This is a genomic window from Parasegetibacter sp. NRK P23, assembly GCF_023721715.1.
GTDB lineage: Bacteria > Bacteroidota > Bacteroidia > Chitinophagales > Chitinophagaceae > Parasegetibacter.
This window is the reverse complement of record NZ_JAMDLG010000001.1, coordinates 1,177,260-1,190,547: the sequence shown is the minus strand read 5'-3', so window position 1 is coordinate 1,190,547 and position 13,288 is coordinate 1,177,260. Positions and strand designations below refer to the sequence as shown.

The 13,288-nt window shown below is 48.8% G+C and carries 10 protein-coding genes; all 10 read left to right on the top strand.

Annotated elements, in window-relative coordinates; all coding sequences use genetic code 11:
- The first annotated feature begins 236 nt into the window (after positions 1–236).
- The 10 genes from M4J38_RS04690 to M4J38_RS04645 all read left to right on the top strand — a co-directional run bounded on the left by M4J38_RS04690 (position 237) and on the right by M4J38_RS04645 (position 13,267).
- A complete protein-coding gene (locus M4J38_RS04690; RefSeq protein ID WP_251758374.1) occupies positions 237–1,658 on the top strand; it encodes an RtcB family protein in 1,422 nt (473 codons plus the stop codon).
- A gap of 134 nt (positions 1,659–1,792) precedes the next feature.
- Positions 1,793–2,431: a hypothetical protein gene (locus M4J38_RS04685; RefSeq protein ID WP_251758373.1), complete on the top strand. Its 639-nt coding sequence runs from the start codon at positions 1,793–1,795 to the stop codon at positions 2,429–2,431.
- Positions 2,428–3,279: a nucleotidyl transferase AbiEii/AbiGii toxin family protein gene (locus M4J38_RS04680; protein WP_251758372.1), complete on the top strand. Its 852-nt coding sequence runs from the start codon at positions 2,428–2,430 to the stop codon at positions 3,277–3,279. The genes M4J38_RS04685 and M4J38_RS04680 overlap by 4 nt, the downstream gene beginning before the upstream one ends.
- A gap of 60 nt (positions 3,280–3,339) precedes the next feature.
- Positions 3,340–3,927: an RNA polymerase sigma factor gene (locus tag M4J38_RS04675; protein ID WP_251758371.1), complete on the top strand. Its 588-nt coding sequence runs from the start codon at positions 3,340–3,342 to the stop codon at positions 3,925–3,927.
- Between the two features lie 77 nt (positions 3,928–4,004).
- Positions 4,005–5,162 (top strand): FecR family protein, encoded by a 1,158-nt coding sequence (locus M4J38_RS19790; protein ID WP_251758370.1) that lies wholly within the window; start codon positions 4,005–4,007, stop codon positions 5,160–5,162.
- 207 nt (positions 5,163–5,369) lie between these two features.
- Entirely contained in the window at positions 5,370–8,948 is a 3,579-nt protein-coding gene (locus M4J38_RS04665) for a SusC/RagA family TonB-linked outer membrane protein (RefSeq protein ID WP_251758369.1), read from the top strand.
- 10 nt (positions 8,949–8,958) lie between these two features.
- Positions 8,959–10,323, top strand: coding sequence for a RagB/SusD family nutrient uptake outer membrane protein (locus M4J38_RS04660; protein ID WP_251758368.1), 1,365 nt, complete (start codon positions 8,959–8,961; stop codon positions 10,321–10,323).
- Between the two features lie 21 nt (positions 10,324–10,344).
- Positions 10,345–11,616 carry a thioredoxin family protein gene (locus M4J38_RS04655; RefSeq protein WP_251758367.1) on the top strand — a complete coding sequence of 424 codons (1,272 nt, stop codon included), beginning with the start codon at positions 10,345–10,347 and terminating at the stop codon, positions 11,614–11,616.
- Between the two features lie 61 nt (positions 11,617–11,677).
- Entirely contained in the window at positions 11,678–12,094 is a 417-nt protein-coding gene (locus M4J38_RS04650) for a hypothetical protein (RefSeq protein ID WP_251758366.1), read from the top strand.
- Between the two features lie 93 nt (positions 12,095–12,187).
- Positions 12,188–13,267 (top strand): efflux RND transporter periplasmic adaptor subunit, encoded by a 1,080-nt coding sequence (locus M4J38_RS04645; RefSeq protein ID WP_251758365.1) that lies wholly within the window; start codon positions 12,188–12,190, stop codon positions 13,265–13,267.
- Positions 13,268–13,288: the final 21 nt, after the last annotated feature.

Genomic DNA, 13,288 nt, shown 5'->3' with positions numbered 1-13,288 from the left:
ATAGGCTGCACTACAACATGAACATCTTTGCAACGCAGCAGGTAAATAACAACACGGCACATCCCTTGCGGTCTTCCTTAAAGGGATAAGCCGCCCGGAAACAAGTGCTCCAACGTTGCGCCGTTGCGAGAAACAAATCAGCAAGCGGGATAAACGAAGCAGTGCGACTTTGCGAGCAAACAAAAAAGTGTTCAACCCTGCGCGAAACATGTTTACTAACGGATCAATTGTAAAAAATGGAAAAGAAAATCACCGGCGAAACCCTTAAAGACGCCGGATTTAAAGAAGGAAAGATACTCGGAATGATCCTGGAGCTTTCCCACCAGTTTGCAACACTGGAAACTGAAACGTTGATGGCCCTTTTGACCAAACTGAATCAACACCCGGAAAACTTTCTCGATGATCCCGTTTGGGGAGCCGTTGCCGCCGCTATGGTGGAAGAAGCGAACGGTCCGGTTTCGAACGAGATTCCACTTATTGATAACGCTGCCGGATTCGCTGTTTACGGAGAAGCATTCATAGAACCCGGTGCCCATGCGCAGATGAGCACCGCCATGAAATTACCCGTTACGGTTGCCGGCGCCCTGATGCCCGATGCCCACCAGGGTTATGGGTTACCTATCGGCGGCGTATTAGCGACACGGAACGCGGTTATTCCTTATGGTGTAGGCGTGGACATCGGTTGCCGGATGGCCTTATCCATTACAGATATTCCAGTTGATTTCTTCCTGGAAAACCAGGCGAAGTTCAAACGTGAACTGATTGCGCAAACGAAGTTCGGTGCCGGAAACGGTTTCCGGGGGAAAGAAATGGCCGAACATGCGGTGCTGGAAAGTGAAGTGTTCCGGGAAATCAAAACAGCGGCTGCTTTGAAAGATAAGGCCGCCACGCAACTGGGTACTTCAGGCGGAGGGAATCACTTTGCTGAATGGGGGATCATGGAATTCGCAGCGCAAGACGAAGCCATGGGGATAGCGAAAGGGAAATACCTCGCTTTCCTGACGCACTCGGGTTCCCGTGGTCTTGGGGCCACCATCGCGGGACATTACACGCGGCTGGCAAAAGAACTGTGCGTGCTGCCCAAAGAAGCGGCCAACCTGGCCTACCTTGATCTTGACACAGAAGCAGGGCAGGAATACTGGCTGGCCATGAACCTGGCGGGCGATTACGCTTCCGCCTGCCATGCGGTGATCCACCAGAAAATGCTGCATGCCGTTGGTGCGCAGTTGCTTGGAAAAGTGGAGAACCACCACAACTTCGCCTGGAAAGAAAACCTGAACGGGGAAGAAGTGATCGTGCACCGGAAAGGCGCCACCCCTGCGGGAAAGGGGGTGATGGGGATTATCCCCGGAAGTATGACCGCGCCCGGTTTCCTGGTGCGCGGTAAAGGAGAAACGCAGGCAGTTTTTTCCGCCTCCCACGGCGCCGGTCGCCGGATGAGCCGAACCCAGGCTTTCAAAAGCATCACCAAACAGGAGATGCGCGATGTGCTGAAGGCGCACGGCGTTACTTTAATAGGCGCGGGTTTGGATGAAGCACCCATGGCTTACAAAGACATCCATCAAGTGATGAGTGCACAGACCGGATTGGTGGATGTGGTCGCGAACTTTGTTCCTAAAATGGTGCGTATGGCCGACGATGGGAGCAGAGAAGATTAGGTGATAACGGTATGTACAATTTTGTATAGATAATCGGATTTTTTCCGATTATCTATATTTTATTTCACAATTAATTGTAAGAAAATTTGATGATAATCGGATTTTTTCCGATTATTGGTTAAATATTTTACAAGATGAGATTTGAAACTGCTGCCAGAAATTATGCGGAAGAGCCACTCACGCGGCAACTCATTTTGAATATGCTCAGGGAGTACAAGAGGCCGAATGATAAAGTGAACGAATTGATGAAGCAGGGCAAACTGCTGGCAGTAAAACGTGGACTTTACGTGCCGGGCCCCGAGCTTGGGATAGCCGGGCCTGAGCCTTTTTTGGTGGCCAATCACCTTTGGGGTCCCAGCTATGTTTCGCTTGAAAGCGCACTCTCGCATTGGGGACTTATTCCAGAACGTGTATATGAAGTGAGTTCCGTAACGTTGAAATCTTCGAAGAATTTTAAAACCCCTTCCGGCAGATTTCAGTACATCCATGCATCCATGCCTTATTATGCTTTCGGTATAAAAAGTTTACAACTCACTCCCCGGCAAACAGTGTTGATCGCCTCGCCGGAAAAAGCGCTGTGCGATAAGATTGTGGTTACTTCAGGGATTGCGCTCCGGAGTATAAGGCAAACACAGGATTTCCTGTTGGAAGACCTGCGCATAAACGAAGAATCGTTACATCAACTCGATCTCGCAGTCATTCATGCATGGAAAGAAGATGCTCCTAAGAAAAGCAGTCTGGAAATGCTCATTAAAACGATTGAAGTACTATGATCAAAGAATGGATACAGGAATACCAACCGGCCAACAGGGTTGAGGCGGAAGCCGCTTTGCGCGAGATCATGCAGGAAGTGGCGCTGGCTGGTTTGCAGCGGGCGGGGCTCTTCGAAAAAGCCGCTTTTTATGGCGGTACGGCGCTGCGGATATTTTATGGGTTGAACCGGTTTTCAGAGGATCTTGATTTCTCGCTGCTGGAAGCTGAACCCGACTTCTCTTTTGAACCCTATTTCAATAGCATTGTAACGGAGTTTCAGGCCATAGGTATGCAAGTTAGCGTGAAAGAGAAAAAAAAATCAGTTCAGTCGGGGATTGATTCCGCCTTCCTGAAATCAGAAACGATCTGGAAAGAACTGGTGTTGGAAAACATCATTCCACAGGCAGGCGTTCAGTTGTCGCCAGGCATCAAAATAAAACTGGAAGTGGATAAGGCCCCACCACCAGGGTTTGAAACAGAAGAAAAACTATTGCTGCGTCCATTTTCATTTTATGTAAAATGCTTTACCCTGCCAGATCTGTTTGCTGGAAAAATGCACGCCCTTTTATTCAGAAAATGGAAGCAACGGGTAAAAGGAAGAGATTGGTACGACCTTGAATGGTATATACGGAAGAATATACCTGTTAACCTGCATCATTTTATGCTGAGAGCAAGGGATACCGGGGATTGGAAGACCGACTCCATCACCCGGGAAGAACTGGTGCGGCTGCTGAAAGAAAAATCAGACCAGGTTTCGTTTTCCCAGGTAAAGGAAGATATCGTCCGCTTCATTCCCGATCCTTCAGTACTTGATATCTGGAGTGCTCAATACTTCAAGGATCTTGCTGAAAAAATAAAAATAAGCTGAGGTTTTCAATTGTTTGACCCCGATTCACCTATTACCCCTGCCTATCCTTAATTTTGGCGCATGCAACCCAACACCAACCTCCCATCCGATGAGGCGGCGCTGCTCCTGCAACTGAAGCGCGGAGACGAAAACGCCCTGGATGTTATATACCGTAAATATTGGGAGGGGTTGTTCTTTTATTCCTACCATTTGCTGAAAGACAAACACGCTTGCGAAGACGTGATCCAGGATCTTTTTGTGCGTTTATGGGAGAACCGCGAACAACTCGATGTGCGCCTTTCCCTGAAAGCATACCTGTACGCATCGTGCAGGTACGCCCTCTACAAACTCATCAGGAAGGAACAGGTGAGGGAAGACATCTTTGACGCCATCTATGAAAGGCTGCATACGGAAACCGCTTATGGTAACCTGGAACACAAAGAATTGGTGCAGCAAATCAATGTGATCGTTAACGGACTTCCGCCAAAGTGCCGCGAAGTATACGAACTGAGCAGGAAAGAAAACCTGAGTTACAAAGAGATTGGTGAACGCCTGGGCATTTCCGTAAAAACCGTGGAGAACCATATCAACCGGGCTTTGAAAGAATTGAAACAGTCGCTTGGCGGATTGGTCAGCACCGGACTGCTGGTATGGCTGCTGGGAAAATAGCGCCCTCAATATTTTTTCCTGCACACTAGGGGATACCCCCATCTTTTTACTCTACTCATCATCAACACACAGTTTGCGTGACAAAAAAAGAACTATTTGATATCATAGACAGGGTGCTGGACGGCAAAGGCACCATCCGGGAAGAAGAAATGCTGGTGAACTTCCTGGGAAGTTTTCAGCAGGATGAACTCACCTGGAACGAACCGGAATGGGGCAGCAAAAAGGATTTTGAAGCAGGAATGGCCGGAAGAATCAAACAGGCTGTTGCGCAGCAACAGCGGGAAGTGTCTGTTCCCAAAATGCCCGGTCGCGTGCGGAAAGGTTACTTCGTTCGTCGTTGGTGGGTGGCCGCTTCAATCCTGTTCGCGATGCTTGTTGGTGCATATTGGTGGACGAGCTACAACAGCAAGCTGGCTGCCCCTGCCGTTGCTGGGAATTCATTGCCGGTTGTTCCCGGAAGCAACGGGGCGGTGCTGACGTTGGCCGATGGATCGAAGGTTTTGCTGGACAGTATTCAGCAAGCTGTTGTCGCTTTGCAGGGAGGCGCCACCGCCAGCGTGGTTAACGGCGAACTGGTATATGAGGGAACCGGCAACGAAGTGGTGTACAATACCATGACCACCCCGAAAGGACGCCAGTTCAATATGACACTTGCCGATGGCACAAGGGTGTGGTTGAACGCGGCCAGCTCCATCCGCTATCCCACCGTGTTCTCCGGGAAGGAACGAAGGGTGGAAGTGAGCGGTGAAGCTTATTTTGAAGTGGCGAAAAATGCCGCGATGCCTTTTAAAGTGCAGGTGAAGGATGTTGCGGAAGTAGAAGTGCTTGGTACACATTTTAACCTGAACGCTTATGAGAACGAAGCATCCATTAATACCACTTTGCTGGAGGGCAGCGTGAAAGTGAACGGCACCATTATACGGCCCGGACAACAGGCACAGGTAATGGCAAACAGCCCGGAAACAAAAGTGGTGCAACGGGCCGATATTGAACAGGTGATGGCCTGGAAGAATGGCATATTCCGGTTCCAGGACGCCGATTTAAAACAGGTAATGAAACAACTGGAAAGATGGTATGATATTGAGGTGAAGTATGAAGGTGCAATACCCGATATACACCTGCAGGGGAAAATGGACAGAGGGGTTGCGCTGGAAGATGTAATGCGTTTTTTAGCTGATTATAACATTGCCACAAGGCTTGAAAACAGAACGCTTATTATTTCAAAAAACAGGTAAATATGGTATAATACATTCAACATGGTTCCAACAAAAAGCCGGAGGTGGTTGCAACACTTCCGGCAGTATGTTCAGGTAACCAACAAAACAAAGTCTTCGAGAACTGTTCATTCATCACCCAAACACTGCGAAAGTATGTTAAAAACTGCTTATTGTGGCGGATCCGCCCGTTGGGACCGCCGTTTCATTACCAAAACGTTGTTAGTTATGAAGCTAACATTTATCCTCACCATGCTGGCTTTTCTGAATGTGAGCGCCGAAAGCTTCTCGCAAACAGTGAGTTACTCCGGGAAGAACGTAACGCTGGAAACCGTATTCACGGAAGTGGAAAATCAAACTGGTTATTTTTTTCTATATCCTAAAAACGCGCTGGTCGGTGCCAGGAAACTCCGGCTGAACGTCAGCAACATGCCACTGGTCGATTTCCTGAACATGGTTTTCAAAGATCAGCCGCTGAAATACAGCATTGCCAGTAAAACAATCAATGTATCACCCTTAAAAGCAAGGGTTACAGAAGGGAAGCCATCTGATTCGTCGCTGATGGAAGCGCCGCAACCTGTTTCAGGGAGGGTGGTCGACTCTTTGGGGAACCCGGTTGCCGGTGCTTCGGTAAGGCTTATGCCTGGCAACAAAGGGACTTCCAGCGATCTGGACGGAACATTTCTTCTCAGCAATGTATCTCCAGGGAACTATACCCTGGAAATATCGCTGGTAGGGCATAGGCGCATCAGCAGAGAGATCGTGGTGGCGGGCAATGAGCCGCTCACGGTGGGTAACCTGTTGCTGCGACCGAACCCGGAAGCGATGGTGGAAGTGCAGGTCGTGAACACAGGCTACCAGAATCTTCCGAAAGAAAGGGCCACCGGCTCGTTCAGTACGGTTTCCAACAAACAACTGGAACTGCGGCCAACGCTCAATATACTGGATAGATTAGAAGGATTTGCAGGTGGCGTTTCCTTTCACCGGAACAGTGTAGATCAGCAGCCCAGGGTAGTAGTCCGGGGCAGAAGCACGATCTATTCCAATGATCAGCCCCTGTATGTGGTAGATGGATTTCCTATTGAAGGAGACATCAGCAATATCAATCCTAACGATGTGGAAAGCATTACCATTCTTAAAGATGCGGCGGCCTCCTCCATCTGGGGGGTACGTGCGGCAAACGGTGTGGTGGTGATTGTTACCAAAAAAGGATCGTTCAACCAGAAGCCGGTGGTTAAAATGCGCAGCCACCTCATGGTGGCGCAGCAACCGGATCTTTTCTACCTGCCTTTTATGGCTACCCCGGATTATGTAAACCTGGAGAAGTCCTGGTTCGAAGATGGGCGCTTCGATAATTATTTCAACCAACCTCCCCTTCAGCGGATTCCTTTGTCGCCAGTGGTTCAAACTTTGTTTGATGTGCAAAACGGTGTTATTTCCGCCGCGCAGGGAGATGCTGAATTAAAAAGGTTAAGCGGTATTGATCTGAGAAATCAGTATTCAGATGAGTTTTACCGCAACCGCGTGCAACAACAGCATGTGTTGAACATACAGGGTGGCAGCGAATGGATGCGTTACTTTTTTTCAGCTGGTTATGACAAAGAATTAAGTGCGGAAAGGGGCAATGGATTGGATCGGATTACCATGCGTGCTGATAACGCCATCAAACTATCTTCACGGCTGGACCTGAATGTTGGGGTGAACCTGGCCTGGACGAAGAATGAGGCCAACGGCCTGGGGCTTTTCGGTCTTCAGGGAGAATCGCCTATGTCGCTCGGTTCCACACTTACAACGCAGTATGCCTACCTTCCGTACCAGGAACTTAGAGATGCGGCCGGAAACGCCCTGTCGGCACCCAGAGACATCTCTGAAGAATACAACAACTACCTGCAGGGCTTTGGTATGCAGGACTGGAGTTACCGTCCGGCCGATGAACCCCGTTTCCGCAACAATACTACCCGGGGACAAGATACACGCATCACCGTTGGATTGGCCTACCGCCTCCACAAGAACCTGACGGCCGATCTTAAATATCAGTTCGAAGGAAACTTCTCTGAAAACAAAGACATACGCAGCCCTGAATCCTACTATGCCCGCAATATCGCGAATACGTTCAGCCAGATAATGCCCGACAGCAGCGGCGTCATGAATTATGTGCCGGTGGGCGGCGTATTGCTCAACAACCATGGCAAACGTGGCTCAAACACCTTCCGCGGACAAATGAACTATACCAACGAATGGGGATCCGATCACGCACTGGCCTTAATTGGCGGGATGGAACTCCGCGATATTCTTTACCAGACTTCCAGAAACACCTACTATGGTTACAACGACCGTACATTGCTTTCTGTAGATATAGATCAGTCTGGCTACTTCCCCCATTTGATATACAATTTCCCGGTTCCTTTAGCATTCGCGGGCGCTATGCAGGATCAGATGAGGCAAATCCAAAACCGCTATGCCTCTTTTTACAGCAATGCCTCTTATACCTTCCGCCACAAATACACCGTTTCGGCCAGTGGGCGTATGGATAAATCAAGTTTGTTTGGGGTAAGCCCCAGGGATAGAAATGTACCGCTTTGGTCGGCAGGCGCTGCGTGGGATGTGCTGCAGGAGCCATTCTTAAACGCGCCATTACTATCCAGGTTTAAACTGCGTGCCACTTATGGTTTCAATGGAAACGTGAGCCCGGCACAATCGGCTTTCCCCATTGCCGAAGCCAGTATTGATCCCATGACCAATCAGCCAACGGCCAACATTACCTCCCCGGCCAATCCGTTGCTGCAATGGGAAAAAGTGAGCCAGCTGAACCTGGGCATTGATTTCGGTATCGCAGGCAATAAATTATCCGGTAGCGTGGAATGGTTCAGCAAATCCGGCCGCGACCTGCTGGGCGATCACTTCCTGGACCCATCCAGCGGTTTCGCCACCATCCGCTCTAACGTGGCAGCTATGCGGGGAAAGGGTTTCGATGTTGAACTGAATTACCATACCGGTAAAACCGTCACCTTCAATTCAAGATTGATCTTCAGCCATGCCAAAGACAAAGTAACCGCTATCGCCACCGTTGAAACCAATGATATGTTTGGCGGTACCCAAAACTTTATGAATGCCGACCGCAACGTAATGCCCATACTCAACAGGCCGGTGTATTCCATATACAGTTATAAATGGGCTGGGCTCGACAACCAGGGTAATCCACAGTTGTTCGATGAAAAAGGAAATATTGGCGACTATGCCACCATCCTCGCCAGTTTACCCCCCGACCAACTTGTGTACAACGGCCCCGTGCAACCCACCTACTTTGGCGGATGGAACAACAACGTGGGATGGAAAGGGTTTAACCTGAGCGCTACTGTCACCTACAAATTCGGACACAAGTTCAGGAGGTCTTCCATCAATTATTACGCCCTCAACGCCATCGGCATTGGAAGAGGAACAGGACATAGCGACTATGCCCTGAGGTGGCAGCAACCCGGTGATGAACTCATCACCAACGTTCCCTCCGCGGCAGATTACAACAGCTACGATTTTAACAGAGATGAAGCCTACCGCTTCGCAGATATCCTGGTGGAAAATGCAGCCCATATCCGCCTGAAAGATGTAACCCTCTCTTACGACCTGCCGGCCGCTATCGTGAAAAAAGGGGTGCTGAAATCGGTGCAGCTGTATGTATACCTCGACAACGTTGGGATACTCTGGCGGGCCAACAAACATGGCATAGATCCCGATTTTGTACCGCTCGGTTTCTCCAATTACCTGCCCATACCTTTCTCCTGCACCGGAGGTATTAAAGTTGATCTTTAAAACGACACCAATGAACAGAAAAATAAATTATATACTCCTGCTTTCAATGGCGCTCATGTTAAGCGCCTGCGAAAAATTTGTGGACATTGAACCCAAAGGTCAACTGATCCCCTCAACCCTGGCAGATTTCAGAATGATACTCGACCAGGTACAGAAAATGAATTTTACCGGATCGGTAAGCGAACTGGCCGCGGGAGATTTGTACCACAATGACCTTGATTTCCAAAGCATCACCAACGCCTTCGAAAAGAATGCGTACACCTGGAGCAAAGAGATATACCTGCCCAACGACCAGGCAACAGACTGGAACGTACCTTACAGCCGCATCTACAATGCCAATGTGATCCTGGAAGGATTGGAGGGCATCAGCAGTGGAAGTGAAACAGAAAAAAATACCATAAAGGGGGAGGCCCTTTTTCAGCGCGGGATGGCCTTGTACGAAGTGGCCACGTTGTATGCGCCATTGTACGAGGCCGCCACAGCCGGCACCCTGAAAGGCGTGCCCATAAGAACTGCATCGAATGTGTTTGCCATTTCCAAACGCCCGACACTCCAGGAAACCTACGATCAAATACTGAAAGACGTGGAGCTGGCCGCCAACCTGCTGCCCGCGCAGGCGAAATTCAAATCGCGCTCCTCCAAAGCAGCCGCCTACGGCTTGCTCGCCCGCATTTATCTGAGCATGAGCAGGTACGACAAAGCATTGGAGAATGCCCTGAAACAACTGGATATACAAGACGAATTAATGGATTACAATGACCTTGATCCATTCGCGTATCCCCGTTTTCCCACCATGAATGAGGAGGTACTCATGCATTTGACCATCCCCAATTTTGCGTATAGCTTCGATTATAAATTTCCCGTCACGGAATCATTTTACAATTTGTATGATGCCAACGACCTGCGCAAAACATTTTTCTTTGACGTGGAAGATCCGGGAACCGGAGTGCTTACGATCACATTTGGCGGCAATTATGGTGGCGCATGGTCAAGGTTTACCGGACTGGCAACAGATGAAACATACCTCATTGCCGCTGAATGTTATGCCCGGGATGGCGATTATACCAAGGCACTTTTTTACCTGAACAGCCTGCTCGGAAAAAGATATGTTCAGGGCACTTATGTGCCGCTGGTTTCAACCGATGAAACTGAAATATTGGAAAAGATAATCCTGGAACGCAGGAAAGAACTGGTGGCGCGCAACATCAGGTGGACGGATCTCAAAAGGTTCAACCGCGATACCAGGTTCGCCATGAAATTGCAACGCACCGTTGCAGGACAAACCTTTGAATTGCCGCCCAACGATCCCAGGTATGTATTTCCTATTCCTCAAACGGTGATCGCCGCCACCGGCATGGACCAGAACCCACGTTAATAAAGGTTATAATCAATCAACATGTCATTTACTTTCCATAAAGCGCTGCTACTGGCAGCGCTCACTATCTGCTCCTGCGCGGGATTTTCCCAGCAAAAGGGAATGGTGTTTTTTGAAGGCTCCTGGGAACAACTCATGGCCGAAGCAAAGCAATCGGGGAAACCGGTTTTTGTAGATGTTTACACCACTTGGTGCGGACCCTGCAAATTGATGGCTAAAAATATTTTTCCGCAACATGCGGTGGGCGAAACATATAATGCCTCCTTCATTAATTATAAACTGGATGCGGAAACGACTGAAGGAAGCGTTTTGGCCAAACAATACAATGTAGGGGCATATCCCACTTTCCTGTATCTTAAAAATGATGGCGAACTGGTACACAAGGCCATTGGCTATTTCCCCGATCAGCAGATTTTCATCGGTGAAGCCGCAAAGGCGCTGAAAGCTGTTTCAGATCCATATACGGTTCATAGAATGAGTAAGGAGTTTGAAACCGGCAAGCAGGATACTGCTTTTCTGAAAATGTATATAGCCAAACTTTCGCTGCTGGAAATGAACAATACCGCTCCGCTGGATGCGTACCTGAACACCCTGTCTTTGGCTGAAAAAAAGCAATTGCCCGCGCTTGTATTTTTGGCGGACAATGTAAACAGTATTGCCGCGAAAAGTTTCGATCACATCATGCGCCACAAGGATATTCTGTTCACCGGCGATAGCGCTCATGCTGCAAAAGAAGCCGATATGGCCTACAAATTCGCTTCCCTGTTACAGCAGGAGGTGGAAAAATGCCTGGAAAATGACAGTCTGGAACAGGCAAAAAAATGGATCGGTACTGCGCAACAAATACCAGGTATGCCCATATTCTTCCAACATTTTTTTGAAGCGAAACAAATCGGTTACTTCGATAAAGCGGGGAAGGTTCCTGAGCTGATAGCGGCCGTCAATCTGTTTTTGCAGGAATTTCTGCCCATGTCTGTTCAGCAGGTAAGGGAGGAAAACCAAAAACGGTACGATGCTTTCATGCAGCCTTTTTTAACCGGCCAGTACGACAGCACCAAACAGGAAGAGTTTGATAAATTGAAGGAGTTCATGAAAAAAAGTTACGTAGAAGGCGTGGCGGATCGTTTTTTTGTATGTGCTTCTCATTTTTACAATGCGGTAAAGGACAAAGGCGAATTGAAACGTGCGCTACATTGGAGTACCATGGCCGCGGAACTGGTGCCGGAACAGGAAGCATACAGGCAGCTCCGGGAAAAAATGGCCACCAGATTAGAGGGTCGCACCCCGCATTAAAATCTATTTAACATACGGAGATTTCATATTTCAAACCATTGTACTAATTTAGCCACTTCAAATGAAGTGGCTATTTAGAATACTTTTACCCCTCGCCGTTTTCCTTTTCTCCGGAAATCATGCTACGCAGGCAACCGCGTACCATGCGGTGAGGTCGTATGCCCCGGCCCTGAAGGTGGACCATGCGCACCAGCACTTCAAAACACAACTACTCCCCATCTGCGCCAACGATTTGCAGTTTCAGAAAGTGCCCGCCGAACAGGAGGTAGAACTGATTGTAGCCGAAGAAACTGAAGACGATACACTTCAATGGACGCTGCTTAAAAAATCGAAACTTTTCGGTTACGACCTCGTTTCCATCTTCGCACCTTATTACCCCGGATATTCCTTCTTCTTCATCGATCGCTTGCCATTTCCCGCACACCTTTCCCGCACTGCATCCTTTCGCAGTAGTCTGTTGCAGGTTTTCAGAATATGATTCCTTCTTTCTTACAACCATTTCATACCCGCCAGTAACGGGTTAATCCTTATTATTTCTATCACCTCCCAGGTAATAAAATTTCTCCCGATCATGAAGAATATGTTCATGCTGATGAGCCTGTGCGCCGCATTGACTTATGTCGGCTGCTCCTCGCACCACGAAGAAAAAGAAGCGGAAACAAAATATACCGTTACCACACCCTTGCAAATGGATACCGCTGTTGTAAGGAATTATGTATGCCAGATCAGGTCCATACAACACATTGAACTGCGGGCCCAGGAACGGGGCTATCTCCAGAAAATATTTGTGGATGAGGGCCAGTATGTGAAGAAAGGGCAACTGCTTTTCCAGATCATGCCGCAGCTGTACGAGGCCGAAGCCGAGAAAGCCCGCGCCGAAGTGGAATTCGCTGAAATCGAATACCAGAACACGAAAAAACTGACCGATAACAAAGTTGTTTCTCCCAACGAACTGGCCATGGCCAAAGCGAAGCTCGCCAAAGCGAAGGCTGAACTGGGTTTAACGCAGGTGCATCTTCAATTTACCAGCATCCGTGCACCCTTCGATGGTATTATCGACCGGTTCCTGGTCCGGCCCGGAAGCCTGGTTGATGAAGGGGATTTGCTCACCAGTTTGTCCGATAACAGCCAGATGTGGGTCTATTTTAATGTGCCGGAAGCGGAGTACCTCGACTATGCTTCCAAAGAAAGGAAGGAAAAACTCCAGGTGCAACTGCGCATGGCCAACAACGTGCTATTTCCTTACACCGGTGTGGTGGAAACCATCGAAGCCGATTTCGACAATGAAACAGGTAATATCCCCTTCCGGGCTACTTTCCCCAATCCGAAAAAACTGTTGCGGCATGGAGAAACAGGTAATGTTTGCGTAACCGAACTTCAGAAAAACGCCCTGGTGATCCCGCAAAAAGCCACTTACGAGGTGATGGATAAAAAGTTCGTGTACGTGGTGGATAAGGATAAGAAGGTCCATGCCCGTGAAATCACTGTGGGCGCTGAACTGGACGATTTGTTCCTTGTTTCTTCCGGCCTTTCCCCCAACGAACAGATTCTCCTGGAAGGCATCCGTAAAGTGCAGGATGGCGACCGCATTGATTTTGAAGTAGAGGCCCCGCGTGAAGTGATGGCCCACCTCAAACTGCCCACCCAATAGTTTGCTCACACAAAATGAAGT

Bases quoted from the DNA above. Each gene is read 5' to 3' on its own strand.
- M4J38_RS04645 (WP_251758365.1), top strand. From the start codon at position 12,188: ATGAAGAATATGTTCATGCTGATGAGCCTGTGCGCCGCATTGACTTAT.
- M4J38_RS04665 (WP_251758369.1), top strand. From the start codon at position 5,370: ATGAAGCTAACATTTATCCTCACCATGCTGGCTTTTCTGAATGTGAGC.
- M4J38_RS04655 (WP_251758367.1), top strand. From the start codon at position 10,345: ATGTCATTTACTTTCCATAAAGCGCTGCTACTGGCAGCGCTCACTATC.
- M4J38_RS04660 (WP_251758368.1), top strand. From the start codon at position 8,959: ATGAACAGAAAAATAAATTATATACTCCTGCTTTCAATGGCGCTCATG.
- M4J38_RS04685 (WP_251758373.1), top strand. From the start codon at position 1,793: ATGAGATTTGAAACTGCTGCCAGAAATTATGCGGAAGAGCCACTCACG.
- M4J38_RS04680 (WP_251758372.1), top strand. From the start codon at position 2,428: ATGATCAAAGAATGGATACAGGAATACCAACCGGCCAACAGGGTTGAG.
- M4J38_RS04650 (WP_251758366.1), top strand. From the start codon at position 11,678: ATGAAGTGGCTATTTAGAATACTTTTACCCCTCGCCGTTTTCCTTTTC.
- M4J38_RS04690 (WP_251758374.1), top strand. From the start codon at position 237: ATGGAAAAGAAAATCACCGGCGAAACCCTTAAAGACGCCGGATTTAAA.
- M4J38_RS04675 (WP_251758371.1), top strand. From the start codon at position 3,340: ATGCAACCCAACACCAACCTCCCATCCGATGAGGCGGCGCTGCTCCTG.